The organism is Leptospira koniambonensis, assembly GCF_004769555.1.
In the GTDB taxonomy this organism is placed as follows: Bacteria; Spirochaetota; Leptospiria; order Leptospirales; family Leptospiraceae; genus Leptospira_B; species Leptospira_B koniambonensis.
Genome location: NZ_RQFY01000001.1, coordinates 1 through 26308 on the forward strand (window position 1 = coordinate 1; position 26308 = coordinate 26308).

General features: G+C 39.4%; 25 protein-coding genes. 5 read left to right on the forward strand and 20 right to left on the reverse strand.

Annotation, left to right across the window (positions count from 1 at the left end; genetic code table 11):
- Positions 1-311: 311 nt before the first annotated feature.
- A complete protein-coding gene (locus EHQ52_RS00005; RefSeq protein ID WP_135613192.1) occupies positions 312-1724 on the forward strand; it encodes a hypothetical protein in 1413 nt (470 codons plus the stop codon).
- Between the two features lie 17 nt (positions 1725-1741).
- On the opposite strand, the gene EHQ52_RS00010 is transcribed toward EHQ52_RS00005, so the two are convergent.
- From EHQ52_RS00010 to EHQ52_RS00045, 8 genes are all read right to left on the reverse strand, one after another.
- The gene (locus EHQ52_RS00010) at positions 1742-2554 is read right to left on the reverse strand and encodes an NADH-quinone oxidoreductase subunit B family protein (RefSeq protein WP_135613193.1); all 813 of its coding nucleotides are present in this window, start codon (positions 2552-2554) and stop codon (positions 1742-1744) included.
- Positions 2551-3969 carry a hydrogenase large subunit gene (locus tag EHQ52_RS00015; RefSeq protein ID WP_135613195.1) on the reverse strand — a complete coding sequence of 473 codons (1419 nt, stop codon included), beginning with the start codon at positions 3967-3969 and terminating at the stop codon, positions 2551-2553. Before EHQ52_RS00015 ends, EHQ52_RS00010 begins: the two co-directional genes overlap by 4 nt.
- Positions 3966-5189 carry a proton-conducting transporter transmembrane domain-containing protein gene (locus EHQ52_RS00020; RefSeq protein WP_135613196.1) on the reverse strand — a complete coding sequence of 408 codons (1224 nt, stop codon included), beginning with the start codon at positions 5187-5189 and terminating at the stop codon, positions 3966-3968. Before EHQ52_RS00020 ends, EHQ52_RS00015 begins: the two co-directional genes overlap by 4 nt.
- Positions 5186-5797 (reverse strand): formate hydrogenase, encoded by a 612-nt coding sequence (locus EHQ52_RS00025; RefSeq protein WP_135613198.1) that lies wholly within the window; start codon positions 5795-5797, stop codon positions 5186-5188. Before EHQ52_RS00025 ends, EHQ52_RS00020 begins: the two co-directional genes overlap by 4 nt.
- A gap of 2 nt (positions 5798-5799) precedes the next feature.
- Complete coding sequence (locus tag EHQ52_RS00030) at positions 5800-6690, reverse strand: NADH-quinone oxidoreductase subunit H (protein WP_100711716.1); 891 nt, start codon at positions 6688-6690, stop codon at positions 5800-5802.
- A complete protein-coding gene (locus EHQ52_RS00035; protein ID WP_135613200.1) occupies positions 6657-8378 on the reverse strand; it encodes a proton-conducting transporter transmembrane domain-containing protein in 1722 nt (573 codons plus the stop codon). The genes EHQ52_RS00030 and EHQ52_RS00035 overlap by 34 nt, the downstream gene beginning before the upstream one ends.
- Before the next feature lie 13 nt (positions 8379-8391).
- A complete protein-coding gene (locus EHQ52_RS00040) occupies positions 8392-10323 on the reverse strand; it encodes an alginate export family protein (protein ID WP_135613202.1) in 1932 nt (643 codons plus the stop codon).
- A 171-nt stretch (positions 10324-10494) separates the two neighbouring features.
- The gene (locus tag EHQ52_RS00045) at positions 10495-11466 is read right to left on the reverse strand and encodes a sodium-dependent bicarbonate transport family permease (protein WP_135613204.1); all 972 of its coding nucleotides are present in this window, start codon (positions 11464-11466) and stop codon (positions 10495-10497) included.
- A 523-nt stretch (positions 11467-11989) separates the two neighbouring features.
- On the opposite strand from EHQ52_RS00045, the gene EHQ52_RS00050 reads away from it, so the two are divergent.
- Entirely contained in the window at positions 11990-13627 is a 1638-nt protein-coding gene (locus tag EHQ52_RS00050; protein WP_135613205.1) for a helix-turn-helix domain-containing protein, read from the forward strand.
- On the opposite strand, the gene ychF is transcribed toward EHQ52_RS00050, so the two are convergent.
- The 3 genes from ychF to EHQ52_RS00065 form a co-directional block, all read right to left on the reverse strand.
- Positions 13624-14721 (reverse strand): redox-regulated ATPase YchF, encoded by a 1098-nt coding sequence (gene ychF, locus EHQ52_RS00055; protein ID WP_135613207.1) that lies wholly within the window; start codon positions 14719-14721, stop codon positions 13624-13626. The genes EHQ52_RS00050 and ychF overlap by 4 nt on opposite strands.
- Before the next feature lie 68 nt (positions 14722-14789).
- Positions 14790-15872, reverse strand: a complete 1083-nt coding sequence (locus tag EHQ52_RS00060; protein WP_135613210.1) for an LIC11612 family fibronectin-binding protein — start codon at positions 15870-15872, stop codon at positions 14790-14792.
- Positions 15869-16537, reverse strand: coding sequence for a hypothetical protein (locus tag EHQ52_RS00065; RefSeq protein WP_135613212.1), 669 nt, complete (start codon positions 16535-16537; stop codon positions 15869-15871). Before EHQ52_RS00065 ends, EHQ52_RS00060 begins: the two co-directional genes overlap by 4 nt.
- Before the next feature lie 101 nt (positions 16538-16638).
- Here EHQ52_RS00065 and EHQ52_RS00070 point away from each other — a divergent pair, with 101 nt between their 5' ends.
- Both EHQ52_RS00070 and EHQ52_RS00075 read left to right on the forward strand, forming a co-directional pair.
- Positions 16639-17547 (forward strand): UbiA-like polyprenyltransferase, encoded by a 909-nt coding sequence (locus EHQ52_RS00070; protein WP_135613214.1) that lies wholly within the window; start codon positions 16639-16641, stop codon positions 17545-17547.
- Position 17548: 1 nt separating this feature from the next.
- Positions 17549-18163, forward strand: a complete 615-nt coding sequence (locus EHQ52_RS00075) for a UbiX family flavin prenyltransferase (RefSeq protein WP_135613216.1) — start codon at positions 17549-17551, stop codon at positions 18161-18163.
- 6 nt (positions 18164-18169) lie between these two features.
- On the opposite strand, the gene EHQ52_RS00080 is transcribed toward EHQ52_RS00075, so the two are convergent.
- From EHQ52_RS00080 to EHQ52_RS00105, 6 genes are all read right to left on the reverse strand, one after another.
- Complete coding sequence (locus tag EHQ52_RS00080) at positions 18170-18568, reverse strand: DUF3703 domain-containing protein (protein WP_135613218.1); 399 nt, start codon at positions 18566-18568, stop codon at positions 18170-18172.
- 66 nt (positions 18569-18634) lie between these two features.
- A complete protein-coding gene (locus EHQ52_RS00085) occupies positions 18635-19393 on the reverse strand; it encodes a helix-turn-helix domain-containing protein (RefSeq protein WP_135613220.1) in 759 nt (252 codons plus the stop codon).
- A gap of 81 nt (positions 19394-19474) precedes the next feature.
- Positions 19475-20164 (reverse strand): hypothetical protein, encoded by a 690-nt coding sequence (locus EHQ52_RS00090; protein ID WP_135613221.1) that lies wholly within the window; start codon positions 20162-20164, stop codon positions 19475-19477.
- 40 nt (positions 20165-20204) lie between these two features.
- Positions 20205-21251: an Mrp/NBP35 family ATP-binding protein gene (locus tag EHQ52_RS00095; protein ID WP_135613223.1), complete on the reverse strand. Its 1047-nt coding sequence runs from the start codon at positions 21249-21251 to the stop codon at positions 20205-20207.
- Complete coding sequence (locus EHQ52_RS00100; RefSeq protein ID WP_135613225.1) at positions 21241-22143, reverse strand: metallophosphoesterase family protein; 903 nt, start codon at positions 22141-22143, stop codon at positions 21241-21243. The genes EHQ52_RS00095 and EHQ52_RS00100 overlap by 11 nt, the downstream gene beginning before the upstream one ends.
- A complete protein-coding gene (locus tag EHQ52_RS00105; RefSeq protein ID WP_135613227.1) occupies positions 22140-22400 on the reverse strand; it encodes a lipoyl domain-containing protein in 261 nt (86 codons plus the stop codon). The genes EHQ52_RS00100 and EHQ52_RS00105 overlap by 4 nt, the downstream gene beginning before the upstream one ends.
- A 69-nt stretch (positions 22401-22469) precedes the next feature.
- On the opposite strand from EHQ52_RS00105, the gene EHQ52_RS00110 reads away from it, so the two are divergent.
- The gene (locus EHQ52_RS00110) at positions 22470-23303 is read left to right on the forward strand and encodes a hypothetical protein (protein WP_135613229.1); all 834 of its coding nucleotides are present in this window, start codon (positions 22470-22472) and stop codon (positions 23301-23303) included.
- A 52-nt stretch (positions 23304-23355) separates the two neighbouring features.
- On the opposite strand, the gene hslU is transcribed toward EHQ52_RS00110, so the two are convergent.
- From hslU to EHQ52_RS00125, 3 genes are read right to left on the reverse strand one after another with little or no spacing between them, the layout of a single operon-like run.
- A complete protein-coding gene (gene hslU, locus EHQ52_RS00115) occupies positions 23356-24792 on the reverse strand; it encodes an ATP-dependent protease ATPase subunit HslU (protein ID WP_135613231.1) in 1437 nt (478 codons plus the stop codon).
- A complete protein-coding gene (gene hslV, locus EHQ52_RS00120; RefSeq protein WP_425269081.1) occupies positions 24789-25346 on the reverse strand; it encodes an ATP-dependent protease subunit HslV in 558 nt (185 codons plus the stop codon). The genes hslU and hslV overlap by 4 nt, the downstream gene beginning before the upstream one ends.
- The gene (locus EHQ52_RS00125; protein WP_135613233.1) at positions 25321-26274 is read right to left on the reverse strand and encodes a tyrosine recombinase XerC; all 954 of its coding nucleotides are present in this window, start codon (positions 26272-26274) and stop codon (positions 25321-25323) included. Before EHQ52_RS00125 ends, hslV begins: the two co-directional genes overlap by 26 nt.
- Positions 26275-26308 lie beyond the last annotated feature (34 nt).

Consider the following 26308-nt stretch of genomic DNA (forward strand, 5'->3'; position numbering starts at 1 on the left):
CCGGGCGATATCCTTCAGGCGTAAAAACCATATTAATTACGTCGCCCAACCGGTCAAACCTCTTTTGTATTTATTTCTCTGAGTTTTTATCTTTTTTTCAAACTTTTTAGGCTTAGATTTTGGATGTAAATAGGCTGAACATAAGATGAAAAACTCTAAATGCAGAGTTTACCTTTTATTCAACTTATGACCATTCTTCTGTCGCATAAATGGATTTCCAAGAGATGAGTATTTAATTATTCTGAAAATTATAAAGAGAAGTTTGCTGGATTGGGAAAGTATTCTACGGACTTAAAGATAGGAGAATTCAATTGGGACCGGCAAAAGAATACATAGATCAATATTTAAAAGAAAACATTCTACAATCGGAAACGATCCACAGAATGAAACATGTGATCCGTGAATTTAGTTTAAGAACTCCTAAAGTATTAGTCACTAAGTGTATAGACGGAAGAGTTCACGGAAGTAAGTTAAAAGGATATCCTGTTACTACGATACGTTTTGGCAGAACAGATGGAAACATTGTTTCTACTAACTTGAATAACTTTTGGTTTTGGAATCGTATTGATAGAGTCGTAAATGACGCGTTATGCAACACACCTGGGATGCCTGCGTTATTCATTGCATATATGCATAGATCCGATATTCCGGGACTCGGTTGTGCGGCACACGGTGGAAATGAAGAAGCTGCCCGTGCTGCAATCAAATCCCAAACAGAAGCAGTTCGGAAAGTTTTTCCTAAAGAACAACTTTATGTGATCGAAGGTATCACAAATACAGACATGATGTCTGAAACTCTGATATTTGATGATGGAACTATTATAGATTCTCAAGAAATAGTCGCAAATTTTGGTTTTAATGAACCTTCTGAAATATTTCATTCTGCTTTTTTAAAGTATCAAATTAAGGATCCTGCAATTTCTAAAAATGTTGGATTTAAGACTCCAGAAGAGCTGTTTTCAGGAAAGGTCCCAGATTTTTATGCGGATTTTCAAACTTCTCTTTCTCTTAAATCATTCTTGATCCGAGAAATTTCTGCGATCATTTCTGCCGGGGAAATAGAGATCCAGAAATTGATACAACCGGATCTATTCCATGCGGTTTATCAGAAACTTTCCGGGATCAAGGATCTGCCTTCTACGCTTCTTCCTAGTTTATTGTACCAGATCATCTGGAATGTGGCTTATACTCTAAACCAAAAACGTAAACTTTCTAAATTAGCTGCGGAAGAACGTTGGAAACATTTGGATCATGCAGAAGAGCTGATCTGTTATGGAGAAGGTTTCGAACTATTACAAAGAAATAAAGCGGTTCTTGTAAAAACGGGAAGAGGGGACGATACAGATGCCCTACTAGTTGCCAAAAAAGTTTTGGATAAGAATAGGCAGAATGATCCGAAGCCCTACCCTTCTATCATTCATTTGAATGTGGAGATTTCAGGAGAACTTAGAACCTGGGAAGATTTTAACGAAAATGTTTCTTCTCGAGTAAATACGATGGTTCGTAATTTGGAAACAGTATTTCAGGATCAAGAAGTGGTTATTTTGACTACTTATTCGTATTTGGATCAGAAAAGATTTTATCCGATCCATACAAAATTGGATCCAAGGATCTCTTATCCTACTGATGTGATCTCCGATATAAACGGAGAAGATAAATTTTCAGGAATTGGTTTAAAAACGAAGGAAGCGTTTTACGCAGGTGAGATGATTACTTCTACGTAAAAGCTTCCGGATGAGATTTAAGATTTAGAACGTCGTTCCGAAATGAATTTGGAGAGTTCTTCTCTAAAGGAGAACTTCTTCCTGCCCATCAAATAACGGAATGCGCTTACGATTACATCTGGTCTTGGAGGATCTCCTCCAATAAACAAATCTGGTTCTTTTGGTAATTTTCCTCTCTGGAATAATCCGCCTGAAACAGCTTCCGTTCCGCAAGCAATAAGTGCTTTCGGTCCTGGAGTTGTGTCCCAAGCAACTTGGAGAGGAATTTCCATATTTGGTCCCACAGGTCCTGCGAATACAACTGCATCTGAATGTTTTGGAGAAGCTACCACTCTTACCATACTTGCTTCACTGTCAAAAACTGCGTTAAAGCTAGCGTTGATCTCTGCTTCTGTTGCGTTATTGCCGCTTGCAGCTACTTCTCTATATTGAAAGCCAGTGTTTTTTGTGATCTTACGGAATTGTTTTACGTTTTCGGAAACTTCTTCCTCGTAAGTTGCTGGAACTCCATCTATATAACGTACTTTTAATGCTTCTCTATCTACTGAATATACGTGAATGAATCCCGAGTTTTCCAATTGCCCTGCAGAAGCTTCTACACAATGGCCGCATTGTAAACATGCACCGTAATCAAATGTCACTTCTTTAGAAGAGGAAACTTTTAATCCTCCAGTTGGACAGACCTTCTCTATAGATTTGTCTAGATGAAATCCTTTTTTGGAAGATGGAACAGGGATACCTCTTGCATTTGGATTGGTCGGTCCCATCTTCTCAAAATTTAGATTTTTTGCCGGACGGAATATATTAATGATTTCCTGGATTTGTTTCATAGATCTACTCCCACATAACTGAGGTTGAAAGATTTATTATTCAGAGGAAAATCCCCGATATTCTCCCCTCTAACTGCAAGCTCTAATGCATGCCAGTTCAGAACGGAAGGATCTCTTACATAAGCCTCTGAAATATCTCCAGAAGAATTAAGAGAGAAAGACGCTAAAACTGGACCTCTCCATCCTTCTGCAATGCCGAAATACACTCCAGATTTTGCTTTAGAGATTTTCGTTTTTTCTAAACTTTCGTATGCTTTATGAAAATTCTTTAATACTGGAATTGCTTTAGCCAACCAACGTCCGCTATTCTTCAATTCTTCATAACGAAGATAGAATCTTGCCCAAGCATCTCCTTTCATTTGGCCAGCATCTAGATCCAAATTAATGGATTCTCCAGCAAGAGAATAGCTGGTATCATGGTGGCGAAGATCTCTAGAAATACCTGTACATTTTTCGACCATTCCTACAAATCCTAGATCTTTGAGTTGTTTATGTGTAATCACTCCACAGAGCTGTAATCTTTCTCTATTTGTAGATTTGTTCGCAGCTCTTTCAAAATGACCAGCCACATCGGAAGTAACATCTTGGATCCTTTTTGCTAGATCGTTTAGGACGGATTCAGTAAGTTCTTTTTTAAGTCTTACTTTTCCAGGACTTAATGCGCCTCTTCCGAAACGAGAACCAGTTAGGGCTTCCATTACTCCGAGTGGAACTCCTCTTTGCATAGCGCATACACCCTGGAGAGGATAATAACCTACATCACCCGCAATTGCTCCCATGTCCCCAATATGGATCGCGATCCTTTCTATCTCCAGAAGAACAGTTCTTGCGAAGTTTACTTCTTCCGGAACTTGGATACCATGAGCTTCTTCGAATGCTTTACTGAATGCGATTGCATAGGCAACTGTAGAATCACCTGATATCGCTTCTGCATAAGGAGAGATAGAATCTTTGTTTAGACCTTTCATTTTTTCCAGAAGGCCTCTCTTCTGAAATCCAAGGCGAATATCCAAGTTTTGGATCTCTTCTCCTTCTACTATAAAACGAAAATGTCCAGGCTCGATCACACCCGCATGGATCGGTCCAACTGCATGTGAATAAAAAGAATTTGGAATAGGAACATTGATCCCTCTATAAACCAAATCTTTGATCCCAGATTTAGTAAGGAATTTTTCGAGAAGATGTTTTCTATCTTGCGATAGATACTTCTCGTAATCCATAGAAGAATAATCTTCTGCTCCTTGGTCAGTGCCCAAGCTATGTCTAAGGACCCAAATTGGATTGGAATGATCCTCATATAAACTTTTTTCTGCGGTTTTAGAAAGAGTTTCCTTCTCTATTCCTTCTCGAGTCAGCCAGAAACGATGAGTTTGTTTCGTTTCCGAAGTGTGAAAAATTCCGGTAACGTTTTTCATAATACACCTTGTAATAACAGGTAAAATCCCCAGCAGCCAGTGCTAAGAAGAAGTAGAAGTAGGAAAAATCCGTTGGTCATTCTGATCCTAAGAATGGTAGAAAGATCCTTTGAAAATGGTCTTCCTTTGATATTCAATAGAGGCGCGAGTTTATACAACATCACTCCGAAAAATACGATCCCAAGGATTGGAACCAAGATCACGAATGATTTTCCGCCTATTTGTCCAGCCTTGATCAGAATTATATCTGTTACGAAGATTGGGGATCCAGGCATCACAAATGCTAAGAAGAGCGCTAAGATGAATAGAGACAAGGCAGGTTTATTGATTGAATCTGCTTGTATTATTTTATGAAGTTCTCGTTTGCCGGCATCCATTCTCACGATTCCCATGCTGATGAATAAAAGTGATTTCACCACCAAGTTAGTCGCCATCATGAATAAGAAAGCGGTATCGCTTAAGTCCATCCAAAGGAAAACAGCCAAGGCTCCTGTATGGAAAAGAGCAACTTTTGCAGAAATCCTTCTGATATCGTCTCGATCATATACTGCAAAAATACTTAAGAAAATCGTTAATATTCCTAAGACTAATAGTCCATCTGCTCCGCTGAATGTATGTGGAAAAAGTTGGTGATCTAAATGAACGAAAGGTCTAAGTGCAAAACAAACCGAAACAGGAATGAATGCAGAAAGTAAGGAGGAAACCTGTGTAGGACTTTCTCCATACGTATCTTCTATCCAAACGTGATTTGGAAAAAGTCCGAGTTTGGCTGTATATCCGAAGATCGCGAGCCAAAGGCCTATCTCTACCCAGATGATCTCAGGATGAGAAGAAGAATTAGCTGCTAAAAATTCAATCGGCTGATTGATTACATGCAAAGAAGAGCGGATAAGAATGATACCTAAGAATGCAATACCGAGTCCAAAAGAGTTGATCAGCAAAAATTTCCAAGCGATTGGGAATGATTTTGCTGTTCTACTAGAAGAGATGAGCAAAGCACCTACGAATGTAGTCGCTTCTATCAAAACCCATTGTAACGTAGTGCCTTCTTCATTCCAGTCTCGGATAATCCAGACTGCAAAATTGATCGCGGCACAGATAACGAGTAATACCGACCAGAAAAGTAAGTTTGTCTGGTTCTTTGTAGGAGCTAAAACATAAGTTAGGAAAATTAAAACGAAGACTGCTGCTCCGATCCCTAAAAGAATATCGAAGTTCATCTGGAAATATCCCCCTTATATTGTTCGCTATTGATCCTAAGGGCAGCACCTGCTCCGAGAATCAAAACAGCATCCAAGAAGGATCCGAATTCGCTTCCAATCGGAACTCCTGATTTTAGAAGTAGAGTAAGTAAAAATGTTCCGTTCTCAAAAATACTGAAACATGCAATTACGCCAATCCAGTTCCTTCTAACAATAAATCCGATCACTCCGATGTATATTAGAAGAAGGACATATAATAATCCGTATTGATGGGACTTCCCGAAAAATGCAGAAACCATATCCATGAAGAAGTAACAAGCCGCTGCACCCGCGAACAAAAGTGCGAGTGTAGGAAGATAACCTACTTTTGGAAAAGTTGATTCTGGAGAATGTATCCTTCTTGCTGTCCAAAAAAGAATGATAGGGGTTAAGATCCCTTTGAACACGATCACCATTGCCGCTAAAAAGATAGAATGGAAACCGTCTCCGCTTTCTTCTTGGTATAAAGGAAGAAGTAAAAGAAAACCTTGGATACCTAAAAGGATAACTACCCTCTTAAGCCTGTTTTCTAAAAGAATGACCACGCCGGTCAGTAGAATAATAAGATAACTAACATCTGCGCTCATATTTATTTACCTAGCTTCAGAAGAATTCCCAGGATCAGCATGAAGATAAAATTCAGTCCGAGTAATTCAGGGATCCAAATCCATTTTCTTCTGGTGCTGTTTGCTTCCCAATAACCGATTAATGCGGAGAGAAGAATGGCTCCTCCGAAGGAGGCTAATTCTTTCCAGATGGGAACAGAAGAAACTCCTAAGAAAACTTCCACATGTTCTAATCCAAGTTTGGTAAGAAGAAGGAACAAAGATGCAGTTTTGAATTGGTGAGCCAGCTCGAAAAATGCTCTAGTTCTTCCGGAAGCTTCGAGTAACATTGCTTCGTGAACCATTGTGAGTTCTAAGTGAGTTCTTGGATCGTCAAATGGTGGTTTGGCGAGTTCAGAAAGAACGATCAATGTTGCCCCCAAGAAGAACAAGATCGCAAAAGAAATATGTGCGAAGTTTTCGTGGAATACAACATTAGATTCTAATACTACAAGCACTAGGATCAGGATTGGTTCCCCAAAGATGAAAAGAAGAGTTTCTCTTGCTGCTCCCATTCCACCGAAAGAAGTTCCGTTCTCTACTGCATATGCAACAGTCGCAAATCGGATCATTCCTATCAAAAATGGGATTAGTAATAAGGAAGCCCATTCAAAAGAAACCAAGGACCATAAAACGAGTCCGAAAGCAAAAGCGAATATCGCAGAACTTTCTGAGAAAAATCCAGAGAAAGGACCGTCTATCGGACTTTTTTTGATCATTCGAACGGTATCATAAAGTATCTGTAGAACAGGTGCCCCTCTTCTACCTTGGGCATAAGCCCTGATCTTCTGGAGGATACCTCCGCATAAGAAAGGAAGAGATATAAAGGCTAAAATCTGGATCAGAATGCCCAATAAGAAAGTAGCTGTGACCATATGTCTCCCTCCGCAAGACGAACGATGATGATTACGATCAAAATTGTTAATACAGTGAAAGAAGAATAAGTTAAGTCTACAGAGATGGATTCATCATCCGCTCCTCTGATCTTAGCTTTCAAAGAGGAAAGAATTCTTAATAAAATCTTAATGAACCCTTTGTCTAATCTGGAATTGCCTGCTTCATCGGCAAAATATCTGCCTAACGGAGCGGCTAGCGGATCGGAAAGAGCCGAACTTGCGATCGCTACCTCCGATCCGCCGAATAAGCCGCCACAATCCCACAGTTTTCTCTCTTTGATCTTATGTCTGAGTCCTAACAACCCTACGCTTAACAGTATAACAAGACCGATTACATTTAAGATCCCAATCCCTCTAAACCAAGAGAAATCCAACCAGTCCACTCTCACTGCATAATAGTTTGTGAGACTTAGGATGATTAAAGGTGAGATCAGTACCAAAGCGCCAGTCAAAAATAAAGAAACATTGATCGTTGTATTCTTTCCATGATCTTCGAAATTTGTGCGAGGCCTGGAAAGAACAAGTCCAAGGAAAAGTTTTAAGTGAGCAGCAGCTCCTACCGCTAAACCTGTGCAAACTAAAATGAGAAGCGGAAGAACAAGTGCTGCACTTGTATCAGTAACTTCTAAAACAGCGGATAATAATTTGATAAATGTGGATTCGGATAAGAAGCCTGTGGTACCTGGAATTGCAAGAAAACTCATGGTCCCGATCGCAGCTAAGAATGTAGGAATTCCGCTGATCCTTCCCACGCCCGTGTTTTCATCTGATGCGGATTTTCCTGATAATTTAGTAAGATATCCGAAAAATAAGAACTGAAATGTTTTGCTGATACTATGATGAACCAAAGAGATCAGGAAAAGTACTCCGAATGCCTTGCTGAGCATTCTTAAACTTTCTTGCTCACTGGATTGCCAATACGCAGAAATAAGTAAACTCAACCACAAAAAGTTCATATTCTCCACAGTGCTGTATGCAATGGACTTTTTAACTTCTCTACTGAATAATGCAGTGATACCAGCCCATAATACTCCGATTCCGGCTAACGGTATTAGAATAGTTGCATAATGGGTTCCAGGTAAAAGTGGAAGAGCAAATTTAGAAAATAATACAAGAGGTAAATTAACTAATAATCCGGAATACGCCGCAGAAGCATGAGCAGGTGCACCTGCGTGAGCTTCCGGCAGCCAGAAATGAACTCCGAAAAATGCAGATTTGATCAAAAGCCCCAGGATCAGGAAAAATAATCCAGATCTTGGATCATTCGAAAAGATCCAGAACGTAAAACAGAAGGCACCGATCCCGCCTGCAGCGACTAATGCCACAAAACTTCGGATGGAGGCGTCATTCCATTTGCCTCCGATATAAAGTAGAAAGGCGCTTATTGTGGACAATTCCCAGAAAAGGACCAGCCACAAACTTTTTCCAACCAGGTAACAAATGCCTGTGCTCAGAAAAAAAATGGCGTAGCCAAAAATGACCAACGCCTTTCTTTCTTTTTCATAACCGTATACATATACGGCTATAAAACTACCTAGTATCGCTTGGAGAGATAACCCAAGACCGATCGAACTATCTTTCCCGAAAAAATCTACTCCGAGCACATTTCCAATTAGGAAAGGTGCAAGCAGAGAAGTTATGACGGATAGATAAGCCAATACTGTCATACGTATTCCTTTTTTAGAAGCCTGCGTTTACTTGGAAGAAGAACATATGAGCCATAGAGGCCGTTCCGTTCGCTCCTGTCGCAACTCCTGTGTTTAAATGAAGACCTGCAGATTCTGTTCCAACGGCCTGAAGATTGTAATGATAGAGAGCGTTTCTCTGATTCTTAACAGCATTACCCGCAGTCAAGATACCACCACCGATCCAGATGGAAACGTAATCGTTTACAACGTACATCCAGGTGAAGTCGAACTCGTTGTATAAATTTCTTCCTGTTCCACCTACTGCTATTGTGGTTTGTCCAACACCATTACTTTCAGTAGAAGCTCCAGTGTTTGCAGAACCATTGATCGCATACCAAGCATCCTGAGTTTGAACCTTGTTATTTACGATATACGCAGCGTAGAATGTTCCGTAATGGTCAGTTTTATACGAAAAATTGAGATTATAAGAACTTAAGTTTTTAGTATCAATATTTTCAGAAAGACCAGACACGTTATTCCAATAAGGAAATACTCCGAAACGAGGCCCAGGAAGAGTTTGGAAAGTTCCGCTACTTCCATCCGTACGATTATTATCTCCGGAAGCGTAAGTGTATTGAAAACCAGCTCTTAATTTTTCGAAGAAGGTGTAACCTGCCTGTAAAACGTGGAAGGAACCGGAATATCTTTGTGCTTGTGTGCCGTAACTGTGACCGGAAAGTCCCGCAACATTATTCTGCACATAAGAATCCAAAAGTGGATCTTTTGCGGTTCTTTCTCCAGTAGCTCCAGTCTGCCATGCGCTTTCTATCGCCCAATCTAAAGCTCCCCAGAATCCATCTTTAGGAAGGTTGTTATTTGCAGTTCTGTTAGTAAGTCTGAATCCTGTTGTGATCAGATCACTTTGTTGTTTTGCCCAAGAGTTATTATAAAGATCTAAATCTGATTTAGCTCCAGCTATTGCAGTCTTTTTTGTTAAAAGTCCGATGGAGTAAACGTCTAGAGTAAACCAGTCTTTTGCAGTTACTGAGTTATAAGTACCTACAATGTACTGATCAGGTTGCCCAGGATTTACTACTGTAGCTTTTTTAGTAACTGGGTCAGTAATAGTCACCGGTGCATTAGCCGAAACTACTCCGTTCACGCCGTTTTGGTTGGCTGCAATTTTAGTTCCAAAAAAATGGATCTTATAATTGTCCTGGTCGAACATGATCCTAGCTCCGTCGTAGGCGAGACCGTTGATCGTCCAGTTGGCACCACCCAACATTCTTTGGTCTCCGTATGCTAGAATTTGCCTTCCGACTTGGACTTTAGCATCCAATGGAAGTTTCTTTAACATTATGAAGGCTTCCCTGATAGTAGTTTGGCTGGGGATCGTAGTGCCTGAAGCAGCTGCCGGATTACTCGTGCTGGTAGTTCCTACTGCGTCGAATGTATTCGCACGAACGTCTCCTACACTCGCAGGAGTTTCTCCTCCCCATACTCTTGCATCTTGGAAGGTAACTTTTGCAGAAAAATAAGGACTTGGATCGATAATGAAAAATACCTGAGAGGTTTGCATTGCTCTGGAGGTATAACCTTTATTCGATTTATCGAATGCTAGGTTGTATCTGTCTTCATATCTAGGACGAACATAGGCTCCAACCCTGATCCAATCGTTCAACCATGCTTTTTTATGGTTCGCGACTTTTTTCCCCAATTCAGGCTCGAAGAACATACTTCTAGTGTAATCAGGGGTCAGGCCGCTAGTCTTCATGGGAGAAACATAACTGTCTTCTTCCTCTGCTGCCGACTTTTGTGGAGTCGCAGTGACAGGTGCTGGACTAGGTTCTGCTGTTACTGTGCCTTTGTTTGGGGCTTGAGCAAATACGCTTGGGGAACCTACGGTCAAAAATAGTAGAACTAGACTAAATTTACCAATCGGTCGGATTTGGTGGATTGTTTTAAAAAATCGAAACACTTTCATATTGGTACTCCGTGTTTTAGTAGATTCGAATATTAGGAAATTCTCCTAAAATTAGAAACCGGATACAAAAATCCGAAGTTTCGGTTCGGATTTTGTCCAAAGAATTTTACATTTTTTTATATTAAGCAAAAATAATCCCTCCGAGATTTCGTCCCGGAGGGGGAAAATACCCTACATGATAGCTTTAACTAAGTAGTGATACAATGGGATCCCGAGGATGATATTGATCGGGAATACGATGGATAATGCCACCGTAAGATAGATACTCGGATTTGCTTCCGGGATCATATCCTTCATTGCCGCAGGAACTGCGATATAAGAAGCGGAAGCGCAAAGAACTACGAACATCAATGCATCCCCTTCTGGCATATGAATTACTTTAGTAAGTAATAATCCGATACCTGCGTTGATCACCATTAATATGATTGCTGCAGCGATTAGGAAGAAACCTACGTGAGTAAGTTCTTTGAATCTTTTTGCTGCAGAGATTCCCATATCTAAAAGGAAGAATGTTAGGATTCCTTTGAATAAGTCTTCAGTAAACGGTTTCTCAGCATTCCAGCCGCTGTCTCCAGTCAAGTAACCTACGATCAAGGCACCTACTAAAAGATAGATAGAAGATCCAAATAATGCTTCATGAAGAAGAGCTTTCCAGTTGATAGATCCGCCGCCGTTTGCTTTGTTCTTAGAAAGTCTGTCTAGGATAACTGCGATTACAATCGCTGGGGATTCCATAAGAGCCATACCAGCTACGATAAAACCACCATATTCAATGTTTAGATTATGAAGATACGCGCCTGCAGTTACAAAGGTTACTGCGCTAATCGATCCAAACGATCCTGCCAAGGCCGCAGCGTTATGTTTCTCTAATTTGATTTTTAGAATATAATATGCATAGATTGGTACCAAAGTCGCCATTACGCTACATGCTAATAGAGTTAGCGCATGCTCGGAGCTAAAAGGAGTTTTGAAAAGCTCATGGCCTCCCTTGAATCCAATTGCGAAAAGTAGATACATCGAAAAGAATTTCGATAAAGCCTCAGGGATCACCAAATCAGATTTGAAGATGATGACTCCCATTCCTAAAAAGAAGAACAATACCGGTGGGTTAAGTATGTTCTGTATAATCGCCGAATCTGCCATTTGGTTTTTTCTCCTCGGGTTTTGTGTCCAGGTTTCCCGACTTTTTTGTTCTATTCCTTAATAGAGGACGAACTTATTTAATACAAGACCTTCCAAACTTATAAAATTGGACACTAAAAAATTCTGGTTTAGGAAAAATTTTCTAAGATTTAAACCTTTGGACATTTAGTGCTGAATTAATGAGCAGAAGAATTGGAATTTGCGGAGTTAATGACAGCCTGGCATCATACTTTAGGACTAATATGTGAATGGAAATTGAATTAGTTTTTTCTATATCAGTCCTGGGAAAATGAAGTCAAAATCTTTCCATTCTAAGATACTTTTCCTCTTTGAAGCTGCGCCGGAACAATGGGGGTCCAGAATTCCAAGATTATAAATTTAGATAGGTGAGTTTAGATTTTTGGAATTTCTTAGAATTTTGAACTATATTCGACCTGGGTATTAAATTAGGCAAAAAATAGGATGACTCGGGAAAAATACCTGGTATCCTACTTGGAAAAGGATTCACTGGTATTAGGCTTAAATGAAACAACCCAGCTCAAGAATCCGAAATACTTTCCCTACTAATATCTATTTTCGATTTCTGATCTTATTCTTCCTGGGCATTCTTATTGGAGCAAATTTTTTAAGCGCAGCCCCTACTCTTCCTAACGCAGATATTATTCGATTAAACCCTTCTTCCCCTGTGGAAAATATTAGTTCTAAAATGGAATATAGGTATAGGGGATACCAATTTCGACACTGTAAACCCGAAACAATATCTTCCCTTCATCAGTTGGAATGGCATCATAATGCAGGGAATGTTTTACGTTTAAAAAGAAGCCAATCCGGAAATTGGCTTAGATTTAGACTCGCTAATGACGGAACTGAACAACTTCACAGGACTTTGGCTTTGCTATGGTTAAATGTTCCGGACGCTGAACTTTGTTCCGTGGATTCTAAGGGAAAATTTGAGGCAGGATTTGCTGGTTACGACTTGGATCCTATTTGGAACGATTTTATCTCCCCTCTTCCCCACTTCAATATTCGTTTAGAACCTAAGGAAGAAAGGACATTCTACCTTTACGTATTGTCCAACGAAGACATCAATTTTCCGGTAAGATTATTATCTGAAGATGACTATATGGTGATCGTAAGATTGCGGTCTGTTCTGTTTTTGAGCGTTGGGTTTGTACTATTCTTAGCTTTCGGATATAATTTATATCTATACTATAAATCTAGAAAAGTTTTGTTTTTGGCCTTACCTATTCATTTGATCTCAGTGGGAGCCACACTGTATTTTCTACATGGAAAGGAATTTGCATCCATCGTAGGAAATGAGAACAATCTATTTCGTCATAACTACTTCCTATTTCTTGGAATCACTCATATCGCCTTCTTCTTCTATTTGGCTGCATGGAATAAGGAAAATTCAGGCCTAGTCTATAGATCTCCGTTCTTTTGGTTAGTCTGCTTTGCAGGGATCTTATACCCTCTTATCCCTCTTTATCAATTCTGGTATGATCATAGGATATTAGTTTTAGTACTCAATTACGGATGTATGTTATTCTATTTTGGGAAAACCCATATTTCTTCCATACGGAATAATACAGTCTACGAAATGTTCTTTATCTCTGTTTGGGGAATCTTCCTACTTCTGGATCTCTACAAAACAATTTTCCATTTCGATTTCTATCCTTATAACAGGATGGCGGTCTATGGAGTATTGTATTACCTTCCTCCTTTGACTGTATTCGTGTCATTATTATCCAGGGAAATTTTGAGAAGAAAAGAAGAAGAAGGTTCCAATCGTAAAAGCCATCTTTCTTCCTTGGATGTGAAAGACTTTGTGATTAAGATAGGATCCTTGCTGGAAAAAGAAAAAATTTATCTGACCAAGTCTTTAAAAGAAGAACATATGGCTAAGGAGCTTGGTATCACGATCCATCAGCTTTCTGAGTTGATCAATACTGAGTTCAAAACAAATTTCCCATCTCTCATCAATCAGTACAGGGTAGAAGAAGCAAAAGTGTTGTTGAATGAGTTCCCGGATGAGAATACTACAGAGATTGGTGCAAAGGCTGGATTTAGTTCCAGATCGGCATTCTATCTGGAATTTAAAAAGTTAACTGGAACTAATCCGAATTCTTATCGTAAAGAAAGTAGCGGCAAACGTTCTTAAGCGTTTACTCTGAAGAATATAACGTCTCCGTCTTGGACGATATATTCTTTTCCTTCTATCTTTAGTTTACCTTCTTCTTTTACTTTGTTAGGGCTTCCTGTTCTATCCAAGTCTTCGAACTTCATTACTTCTGCGCGAACGAATCCTTTTTCGAAGTCTGAATGGATTACAGATGCTGCAATTGGTCCTGTACTTCCTACACCAGTAGTCCAAGCTCTTGCTTCTACTTCTCCAGCTGTGAAGAATGTTACAAGTCCCAGAAGTTTATATGCAGCCTGGATCATTCTATCTAATCCGCTGCTTGTCTCTCCGATCTCACTTAAGAATTCTAATTGTTCTTCTTTGCTTAGGCCAGAAATTTCTTCTTCAAATTTTCCACAGAGAGTAACTACTTCTGCTCCTTCTGCAAGTGCCATTTTTTTTACGGATTCAACGATTGGATTTTCTTTCGCGATTGCCGCTTTATCAGTGATATTCGCTACGTATAAAACGGGTTTGGAAGTAATCAGGTTAAATGTTTTAACTAGTTTTTGTTCTTCCGGTTTGATATCCGCAAGTCTTGCAGGTTTTCCTTCTTTCAAAACCGCCATAATTTTATCTAAAACTGCTGCAGCTTCTTGTGCTTCTTTATTTCCCGCTTTTGCGTTTCTAGAAATTTTTTGGTACTGCTTTTCTACTGATTCAAGATCAGCAAAAATAAGTTCCATCGTAACTACTTGTGCGTCTTCTACCGGATCAATTTTTCCGTGAACATGAGTGATATTTTCGTCTTCAAATGCGCGGACAACATGGCAGATCGCATCTACTTCACGTATATGAGAAAGAAATTTATTTCCAAGCCCTTCCCCTTGGCTTGCACCTTTTACAAGTCCTGCGATATCCACAAATTCCATGATTGCGGGAACTTTCTTTTGGGGCTTATAAAGTTCTACGAGCCTGTCCAATCTTACATCTGGAACTTCAACGATTCCCTTGTTCGGTTCGATTGTACAAAATGGATAATTTTGCATTTCGGCACCGGCCTTGGTCAATGCGTTAAATATGGTTGATTTTCCTACGTTTGGAAGTCCTACGATCCCGCAATTCAAGCTCATACAGTCAATTTTTGGAAGAAAGAGAATCTGTAAATTCGTTTAGATTTATAGTTTAGAATAAGAAGTCTTTATTCTAAGATCCAGGACTTGTTTGATTCTTTAGAATTTAAGGTTTGGACTTCTTCGTTGATCCGGATCAGTCTTCCATTTCTAAAGAATAACTCTAAAACACTGATCTTTAAGGAATCAGGGGTTGCTCCACATCCAAAACTATATTCTCCATTAAAGAAACGCAAAGCTCTTGGAGAAGGTAGAAGAACGATAGAAGGTAATGTATCTGAAAGTTCTTTTTTAAAATTGGACAATCCTTCGGCGATTGGATTCGAATCTTCTTTTGGTTTTTCGCTCGGATCTTGCGCTAGTAAAAAGTGGAATATCTGAGATTCGAATGTTTTAGAGAACTGGCTTTTAAAATCTGTCATCCAGTGAGATTGTCTTTTTTCATCTTCTTGTAGCGATTCAAGAGAAGGAGAATAGAATACAAAGTTTAATCCAGCTTCTTCCTTCACTGTTAAAATCCCAGGTGGGATCACTGGTTGTGTTTTAGTGGAAAGTTTGGGCGCCTTCTTCTTTCCTTTCTTCTTTGAGGAAACTTTCGGTTTTGCTTCCGAAGTTTGGTCCTTAGGCTTAGATTCAGAAGTCTCTTCCTGTGGTTTTGGATCTTCCTGTTTTACAGGAGTTAATTTTTCAGATTGTTCTGGATTGGTTTTAGTTTCTGTAGCAGGTTTCTTTTTCTTTTTTGTGATCTTCTTCTTTTTACCTTTTTTATCAGAAGGTTTTACAGTTTCCTTTTTAGGAATAACGGAATGATGACCTGTGAATATGATCTCAGCGCCCAGACTTTTTTTCAGTCTTTCAATTTCGTTTGAAGTTTTAGGCAAATGAGGAGCGGAAACAAGTAGAATTGCTCCTCCTCCTTCTTGGATCTTTTGTTGTTTATACCTTTTGTACCAAATGCCCAAGGTTCTTTCGAAATCAAATGGTGTTTCCTTTTCTGATTGCAGAGGGCAATAAACCACGAGTCCGATCGGAGAATCTTTTCTTTCCGAGGAAGAAGACTGGGTTTGGAGAGAAGGTCCTAAAAGAACTAGACCGACTAAAACAATCAGGGCGCCTAGTTTTTTGATCTCGAATTTTGGAATAAAATTCATTTGGTTAAAGAGTATTGAAAAACTTCTTTTCTTAAATTTTGAAAGTACTTTTGGAAAAGTTTTTGTTCTTTTTCTCTGAATTCTAATGTTCTGGATTCGAATTTAGGATCCATTTCAGAAAGTTTAAAATCCATTTCGGAAAGATGTGATTCTTCTTCTTTGATGATACCTTTTATGGAAATCCCAATATTCTTTTGGTCCAAAATTTGGTCGTATGTTTCGTAGACCAAACCTGCTCTTTCTTCTATTAATTTTGTAACATATAGATAACAGAGAAATGATTTAGTATTTTTAGGAAAGTTTTCTGCGTTAAAGGATCTCTCTACTGAAAGATCTAATTTTTGGAAATAGGAAACTGCAGAAAATCCACAGAGCAAAGAATCCTTTTCAAAATTTTCAGTGGTGGCCGGTTTTACTTTTAATGCCAATTTTTTAAAGTAAGCGGCATGTCTTGCTTCTTCTGAAGCATGTCTTAAAACCATTTCGGAGAGTAATGGGCCTGATTGGCTGGTATGGATTTTACGAGCGCCTATATGTTCCAAAAGAGAAAGAGTATTTAACCATTTAAAATGTAGTTCAGTAGAAGATACGATCTCCGTTAATAAAGAATCAATTTCCTCAGAAGAAACGTTTGGATTTGGCTTGGTATCCGTGTTTTGGATCATAGATACGAGGATTTCTTCAGGAGGTCAAAAAATCATCCATTTTCGTTTTGGTTCTAAAAAATCTGCTTTCTAACTAACAGTATTCTATAAGACTTCCTCTGATGGCTTCCAATACTCTTGCTGCTCTAGGCAAATACGGTCGTTTTATAAAATTCTCCCATACTTTATTCGCTCTTCCATTTGCAGGGATCGCATTCGTTCTTGCGATCTTACAAGAGCCGAGTCTTCCTCTTCTTGTAATTGGCCAAAAATTGATTTGGATCTTGGTCTGTATGGTGGGCGCAAGAAGTGCTGCCATGGGCTTTAATAGATGGGCGGATCGTAAGATAGACGCTAAAAATCCAAGGACTGCAAATAGAGAGATCCCAAGCGGTCAGATCTCAGATTTTATGGCAGTGATTTTTATCATAGGATCTTCTTTAGTGTTTTTTATAGGAAGTTGGTTTTTAAATCCACTTTCCTTTTATCTTTCTTTCCCTACTCTATTTCTTCTATTAACTTATTCTTATACAAAACGTTTTACTTTTTTATGCCATTTCTATCTTGGATTAACGATTGGTCTGGCTCCTCTTGCAACTTGGATCGCTATCAGAGAGGAATTTTCCTGGATCGCAGGATTTTGGACTTTGGGGCTTGCATTCAATTTGGCTGGATTTGATATTTTATATGCTTTGCAAGACAGAGAATTTGATAAAAAAGAAGGACTACATTCAGTCCCTGCGAGCTTTGGAGAAAAAAAATCTTTTATAATATCAAGAATTTCTCATATTCTTTCTATTTCCTTCCTTGCTGTAGCTGCTTGGAATGCCGGTTTTCAGGGAGCCTTCTGGGCTTTCTTAATATTTGTAGCATATTTATTGTTTAGAGAACAAAAGATTGCCTCTGAAAACAAGGACGGAAATTTTCCACCTAGTTTCTATCAGATCCATTCTTGGATCTCTCTTGTGATCTTTTTAGGAATTTTGGCAGAAACTGGTCCTAGTTTAGTTTCTCTATTTTCCAGGTTTTAAGATGAGTGATGAAAAACCTTTAAGACTGGTACTTGCAATGGCTGGGGCTAGCGGCTCCATTTACGCTGCCAGATTTTTAAGAGCTCTTATGGAAATTCCTGGTGAGACCTGGTTTGTTCCAAGTCCTGCTTCTATCCGAGTTTTTAGAGAAGAGTATGAGACAAATGTTCAAACCGGAGAAGATATCCTAGAATTTGTACGTAAAAAATGGAATCCGAAACAAGTCCATAAATTTCATCTTAGAAAATTCGAGGACATAGGAGCCGATATAGCTTCTGGATCTAATATTTGGGATGGGATGGTGGTTCTTCCCTGCTCCATGAAAACTGTTGCAGCAATCAGAACAGGGATCACTGAAAATTTAATTGAAAGAGCGGCTGACGTAACCTTAAAGGAAAGAAGAAAACTTATCTTAGTTCCTAGAGAAACTCCTTATAATCGAATTCATTTGGAAAATATGTTAGCTCTTCATGATGCAGGCGCGATCATCGCACCTGCTTCTCCTGGTTTTTACCAAATGCCTAAAAGTTTAGAAGATCTGGGTGATTTTATGGCAACTAGGATTTTCAGACTTTTAGGAAGAGAAATAGATCTATATCCTCGTTGGAATCCTTAATAAAATTTAAGTTCGAGTTTTAAATCCGGACAAACCTTTTGCTTCTTGGTCAGCGTTCGAAAGTAGATCCAATAGATCTTTCGGGATCGGCATTGGCTGCATGATCGGCACATTTGCTCCGCCAGTATTTCCCACTGGAATTCGATTGAGCCAAGAGCCCAACCAACCTAAAGAAATTCTTAATAACTGCCCTAAGATCTCTTTTGTGTCTTTTTGACCAATTGCGAATAATAACATTCTGAAATGAATTCCAGTATGAGGGATTGGATAATACTGTCCGATTAAATGGGCTCTTTCTAAATATCTCCAGGCTTCTGGAAGATTTCCTTCTTCTTTGTATTTTTGAGAAAGATCTAATTCCTTTCTATATCTGATTTTCCAATCCTTGGGCATGATCCAATTCATTTGATTCTCTCCGGATTTATAAGAAGAAGGTAACGTACTTCCGGAAAGATATCTTGAATTTTGGGGCTAGTCCGGAAAAAATCTAGGCGCAAAATTTTCTTCTTTTTGGAAAAAGTCGGAGGGTCGAAGTCCAAATGAATTTTTGAAGATCCTCGTAAAATGTGCCTGGTCAGCAAATCCACCTTCCAGAGCCGCTTGCACTAATTGTGGCTGAGTGGATAAATACAAAATTGCTTTTCTGATCTTTGTCCAAATTTTATATTCTGAAAAAGTAATCCCCGTTTCTTCTCTAAACAAATGTCTAAATCTACTTTGTGATAATCCATATCCTTTGGCAATTTCAGTGAGCGAAAACTCTTCTGCAGAAATTTTGGACAAAGAATTTTGGATCCTTGGATCCATTACTTTATGTTTTTGAGAGGATCTTACCGAATCTAAAAGTTCTAAGATACGTTTTCGAGTATGGTTTGGATCCCCTTCCTTAAATGTATTTCGGATTTCCTGCACAGGAATTTGATCTCCGACTTCCAGTCCAGGTTCTCCCTTTTGTATTTTTAGATTTCTGAATATACCTTTTCCAATTCCTAATGGATCCACGAGAAGTATGATAAATTTTTCAGAAGTTTGTTCCGTTCTATGAGATACTCTGGAAGGAACGAATACTGTTTCGTATTCTTTCCATTCTCCATCACTTCCTTGGAGACGGACCGGTCCTTCGTTTAGAGTGCAGCAGATTTGGGAGAAAAAATGGCTATGTCTGACTGTGGAAAAAGATTCTCCACAGTACAAACCTAGATCAGGCCAGATATAAAATTCTTTTCCCATGAGGAATTATAAGAAGTAAAATGCCAAGGAATGGCAAGTAACAAATAGGGGAAATATCCGGGACCGAATGGCCCCGAATATTTAAGGACTAACTGATTCTATTGCTTGGATCTTTTTATTTAGATCGGAAGCATCTTCGTATCTTTCGTAAGAGATGGCGTTGAATTTTTGAAGATACAAACCAACTAATTCTTCTCCGGTTTGGCCTGGAACTTCCAAGGCTTTGCGGAAATTATGAAGATCGAATTCAGGGTGTTTTCCTGAAAAAGTCTCAACCAATCTTTCCATATGAAGAAGAGAAGCTTCTCTTGCGATACCGCTTGAGCGTCTTACTTTTAGAGAAAGATTTGCTAAGGCATCCAGATAATCTCTAACACCTTCTGGTTCTTTTTCCTGAACAGGGAAAGTTCCACCTTCTCTATTCTTACATAGTTCTACATATCTAATGACTACGTTTTCGAAATGATCCATTCTTTCTTTGATATAAGAATTGGAATCTTCTTGGCCTGCAGGCATTTCGAAGTCTTTGATCTTTACCACATCATACTTGTCGTAATGATCTGTTATGATCCTTTTTAGGTCTTCGTAACTGTCTAGGGAGACTGGAGGAAATGTTACAACAGGAAAGTTTTCTCCGATTCGGAGGAAACTAACCACTACGTTGGAAGCGATAATTTTGCCGCCCGGAAATAGCGGATTTTCTCCAACAACGTTGCAATATACTATGAGGTTTCCGGATGGATTCTTCTCTGTGCCTTTTTCGAACTTCACGGTTTGCCTCCCTCTGTACTAACTGACTGGCCCCAGAGTATTATTCCCACTTTTTTATCTCTTCAGCCAGGTTTTGGAGTATGTTTTTATAGGATTTTGCGATAATTCCGTCAGGTTCTTGAAAAACCAGCGGTTTTCCTGCTTCTCCTGCGCTCATTACATCCATAGTAAGTGGGACCCCTCCCAGGAATTTTGTATCGGCAGAATCAGCTAATTTTTGACCTCCGCCATGGGAAAAAATCGCGGAAGCATGCCCACAATTTGGACACACAAATTCACTCATATTCTCCACTACACCTAGTATCGGTACTTTGACTTGTTGGAACATAGATGCGGCTCTGTTTGCATCTAAAAGTGCTACTGTTTGTGGTGTGGTTACCAAAATTGCTCCGTCTAAATCTATGAGCTGAGCAAGAGATAATTGTACATCTCCTGTTCCTGGTGGAAGATCTATAAATAAGAAGTCTAGTTCTCCCCAGACGATATCATACAGAAACTGTTCTACCGCCTTCCCTAACATTGGACCCCGCCACACTACAGGTTGTTTCTCTTCTATTAAAAAAGAGAAGGAGATGATCTTTAGTCCGTCTTTTTCTAATGGATAAATTTTATCTTCTTCTGCTTTGAGAGCTACCTTACCGTTTACTCCGAACATTTTTCCAATAGAAGGTCCGTAGATATCTGCATCCATCACTCCCACTTTGTATCCCATTGCAGCAGCTGCAGACGCAAGGTTTACTGTTACTGTGGATTTTCCAACCCCACCTTTTCCGGAGCCGATCGCGATTACCTTTTTGACTCCAAGGATCTTATTGGAATCATCCAAGGTCATTTTAGGATCTACTTCGAACTTAATCTTAACTTTTCCGACTCCTTCTTTTTTAGAAAGTGTCTGGCGGATCTGTGCTTCTAATCCGATTTGGACTCTTCTGTCTTGGTTAGGAGTTTTGACTAGGATACTTGTTTCTTCTTCTCCGATTTCAAGAGAACCGATCATTCCTAGAGACACGATGTCTTTCTTAAGCTCAGGATGTTTGATCTTTGTGAGTTCTCTTTGGATATCGATTGGTTGGAGTTTACCGGCCATTTGTTTCCTTTTCTTGGTATGAGATCGTTTGTGTTTCTGTGAATTCCCCTTCTTCATTAGAAAAAGAGAATCTTTTAATATTCAATTTTGTTTCGTTCCATTCCATTAAATGGAAACCACTTTGGTGTTTTTGGTCTGAGATCCTGGTACTGGATGCGGAATTGATCACGTAGTATGGTTTTTGTGGATCCGGATATTTGACCCAGTTCGTATGTACATGACCATGCAAATAGGCTAAAGGTGGCCTTTTTTTCAGAAGTTCCGCGATTTCTTCCCTGTTTTTCATTTTATGACCGGAGCTTTCCTGGCGTTCCGGAGGATTCCAGATAGGATGATGGCAGATTAGAATGTACTGATCCAGTTTTTCTTTTTCCAAGTATTCCAATGTAGAATGTACTATATCTTCTTTTATATATCCGTACGCGTTTAGTACGGAGAGTGGCATATTAGAGTCCCAGCCTACGAGTGCTAGTTTTCCTATTTTTTTGATCCTAAGATATCCATTTTGAAGCGGGATACTTTCTCCCATCCAAGGAGAGAAAAATTTTTCGTAATAAGGAAGATCTGGTCCTTCTTTTCCTGCGGCAATATCAGTATAACGGTCATGATTTCCGGGGATCATAAATGTTTTGTCCCCGAGTACAGGTTCTAGGATTTTTTTGGACTCGTCGTATTCTTTCCAATGAGAGACATTTGTGATGTCTCCTGAGATAACGATCGCATCTGGATTTAAGGTTTTTACTTTTCGAACAATTGCATTCCAGAGAGAGATCGGATATTTTTTCCTACGCCGAAAGGTATAGTTTAAATATCCCGGGATCATCTTACCTTTCAGACTAGTGAAAGGAAGTGCTACGGGAAAATGCAGGTCCGATAAATGGACCAATTTCACTCGGAAACATTCCTCCGGATCATTCCCAAAATTTCTCCTTTTTTGATGATGGAACCTTTCTCTCTGTCGATTCTCGCAAGTATTCCGTTAATCGGAGATTCCATCGGAAAGGAAGCTTTGTCTGTGACTAATTCGCAGACTTCTGATCCTTCATTGATTTGATCCCCCAACTGAAAATTCCATCGAACTAGTTCAATTTTGTCGGTGTCTCCCAAGTCGGGAGTGATCAGTTCGAAATCTTCGGTTTTTGATGCCATCTTTCTAAAACCAGCTTGCCGTATAGAGTCCACAAGCCAACCTGTACTAAATTTTCTAAGTTCCCTCCTATGGCAAACCAGAAATCTGTCCTCAAAGGGGCTCAAATCCTCCAAAATATAGAAGAACTCAAGCAGAGAAGATTCTTCCATTTAGAACTCAAAGGTCTGACTAAACCAACCAGAGATATTCTTTCCGAACTCGTTAACGGTCTTTTAGAAGAGATCGGTGCCAATCCTCTCGCTGCATTTCATCTTTTCAGCGGACTCATGGAGGCATTATTAAACGCGATCAAAGGAAATATCCGCCATATTATTTTCAGAGATGAACTTCTGAAAAAAATAGAAAAGCTTGGTGAGACTCAAGAAGAAGCGGAAGAACTACTTGAGATCATTATGGATACTTCTCCTCTACGTGATGCGATGCATCGATATGTAGTTCCGGATAAGATCAAAAAACAGGTCCAGAGTATTCTTCAATTAGAAGATAGGATCCGTGCTAAAAAGCAGATCTTAAAAGACGAAGAGAAAGAATTCCTGACTGATATACGTTTTAAACTTAAGAAAAACAGAATGCGAATTTCTGTTAAGATCAAGATTACCAAAGACGAACTGAATTTCAGGATACGTAACGATTCTCCGATCCATAATATGGATTTTGGAAGAATAGAAGAATCACGTATTCGTCATAAGGAATTGTTCGACCAAGGAAATTCTGCAGATTTCTTCCGTCCTGAGTTTTTGGACGAAAAAGAAAGTGCAGGTTTTGGTATTGCTATGATCGACGAAGGTTATTATACTATGGGTCTGAATCCTTTGGATCTTCTGACCATTACATCTGGTAGCCGTACTACTACTGTGTATATGAGATATCCTTTAACTGCGCTTCGCGAAATGGCATTTTAGGGCGCAGAGTTAAAAGAGACACTGAGGTTTTGGCACGCAGAGGCGCGGAGCCTCAGAGGATATAGCGGCTTAGGTCTTTGTCTTCAACGATCCCTTTGAGTTTGGATTCTACTGCTTTTTGATCTATTGTTAGGCTTCTTTGGTTTTCCGGTAAGTCTGGGCCTTCGAAGCTTAGATCTTCTAAAAGTCTTTCCATGATCGTGTTTAATCTGCGAGCGCCTATGTTTTCATGTTTTTCGTTCATGTCATAGGCCATCTTTGCGATCTCTTTGATCCCGTCTAGAGCAAATTCTATTTTGATCCCATCTGTTTCGAGTAATGCTTGGTACTGTTTTACTAGGGAAGATCTAGGAGCAGTTAAGATCTTTTCGAAATCGTCCATGGATAATTTTTCGAGTTCCACTCTGATCGGAAAACGTCCCTGTAATTCTGGGATAAGATCAGAAGGTTTAGACATATGGAATGCACCTGCTGCGATAAACAGAATATGATCCGTTACTATCGGGCCGATCTTAGTGTTTACAGTTGCACCTTCTACGATTGGAAGTAAGTCTCTTTGTACACCTTCTCTGGAAACATCTGCTCCAGCTCTTCCCTCTCTGCTTGCGATCTTGTCTATCTCGTCTAAGAATACGATGCCCATTTCTTCTACTCGTTTTTGGGCTTCTCTTTGTAACTTGTCTGGATCTAAAAGTTTTTCGGCTTCTGCTTCTTCTAAAATTTTGAGAGCTTCTGGGATCGGTAATTTTCTTTTTTTCTGTTTTTTAGGCATTAGATCGCCCAAAACATTTTGTATATGATTATCTAGATCTTCCATATTTCCTGCTCCGAATACTTGCAGCATAGGAAGTCCTTGCGGGCCTGCTTGAGGAATATCTATCTCTATAATTTGTTCGTTTAGTTTTCCAGACTTGAGCTTCTTTCTCATAGTCTCTCTGGTTTCTATAAATCTTTTTTCTCTTTCTTCTTCCGCTTCATTTGTGGAGAAGCCGATAGACGGCGGATGAGGATCTGCGATAGAAGTTTTAGCTGGGAAAGGGAGTAGGATATCCAACAGAGCTTCTTCTGCTCTTTCCTTTGCTTTTGCCTCTACTTCTTTTCTGAATTCTTGTTTGACTAGATTCAGTGAAACCATTGCAAGATCTCTGATAATACTTTCTACGTCCCGACCTACATAACCTACTTCTGTAAATTTTGTACTTTCTACTTTTAAGAAAGGAGCTCCGCAGAGTTTGGAAAGTCTTCTTGCGATTTCCGTTTTTCCAACTCCAGTGGGGCCGATCATAATTATGTTTTTAGGATAAATTTCTTCTCTAAGTTCTGGATCTAGTTTTCTGCGTCTAGTTCTGTTTCGAAGAGCGATCGCCACTGCTTTTTTGGCGTTTTTCTGTCCTATGATATGTTCGTCTAGTTTAGAAACGATCTGTCTAGGAGTGAGTTCATCATCCCCTAATTTGATTTCATTTGTTTGGGGAAGGAATTCGCTCATTGTCCGATTTCCTCTACTATTATATTATGATTTGTGTATATACAAATATCTGCGGCTATGTTCATGGCTTCTTTTACTATCTGAGAAGGTTCCAAATTTGTATGATTGTACAATGCTCTTGCTGCGGAGAGTGCGTAATTTCCACCGGAACCGATCGCTAATATTCCGTCATCAGGTGAGATTACATCTCCAGTTCCGGAAACTAAAAAGGATTCGTCCTTATCGGCCACGATCAGCATCGCTTCTAATCTTCGGAGCGCTCTGTCCGATCTCCATTCTCTGGCAAGTTCGACCGCGGATCTGGAAAGACTTCCTCCGAATTCCTGCACTTTTTTTTCGAATAATTCGAATAGAGTGAATGCGTCCGCTGCAGAACCTGCAAAGCCGGACACAATTTTATCAGAGTAAAGTTTACGAACTTTTCTTGCGGTGTTTTTCATGACGGTGTTTCCGAAAGAAACCTGTCCGTCACCTGCGATCGCTACTTTGCCGCCTTTGCGAACGCAGAGTATCGTAGTTGCATGAATTTTATTTGGATTTATCGAGTCTTGCATGTGGGTGAGCCTTTCGGTAGACCTCTTTGATCTTTTCCTTACTCACGCTCAGGTAAACCTGGGTGGTGGATAGAGAGGAATGCCCCAAAAGCTCTTGGACTGCGCGGATATCTGCGCCGGCATCGAGTAAGTCCGTTGCGAACGTGTGACGGAATTTATGGGGGGTAATGGGTTTGTCCCATCCCATTCTTTTCCTTCTCTCGTTCAAAATATAACGAACCCCTCTGGTCGTCAGTTTATTTCCCTTTTGATTCAGAAAAATTTCATCAGATCTGGGACGGAATCTAGGACGCACATCTAAATATTCATTTAGACTTTTGATGGCTTCTTTTCCTAAATATACGTATCTTTCTTTTCTTCTTTTACCCAAAACTTTTAAGATCGTATGATCTGCAGATAATTGTACTAGAGTCGCATCGACTAATTCGAAAACCCTGAGCCCAGAAGAATATAAAACTTCTAAAATTGCTTTATCTCTGATATTTAGGATTTCGGAAGCGTTTTCATTCTCGTATTCGTACTCTAAAATACTTTCGGTCTCTTCTATCCTGAAATTTTTAGGAACTTGTTTTCTTGTTTTAGGAAAATTAACGGAAAGTATCGGGTTTCCCGGAACCAAATTATCTTTTAATAATACTTTGTAGAATGTCCTAAGGCTAGAAAGTTTTCTACTTTGGGTCCTTCTGTCCAAACCTTGGTTTTTAGAAAGGAATGCAAAATAAGAACGAACATCCACTGATTCTAATTGGTAGATTTCTATCTGTTCTTGTAGGCAAAATTCAAAGAATGATTTTAGATCTAAAAGATAAGCGTTAAGAGTGTTTTGGGAATAATTTTTTTCCACTCTCAGATATTCATAAAAACGAGTAGCGGCAGAATTCAGGATGTCAGAAGGAAAAGAAGGAAGTTTGACCGCGTATTCGCTCACAGGTTTCTCCGGAGTAAAATCCCCGGAGTCGAAG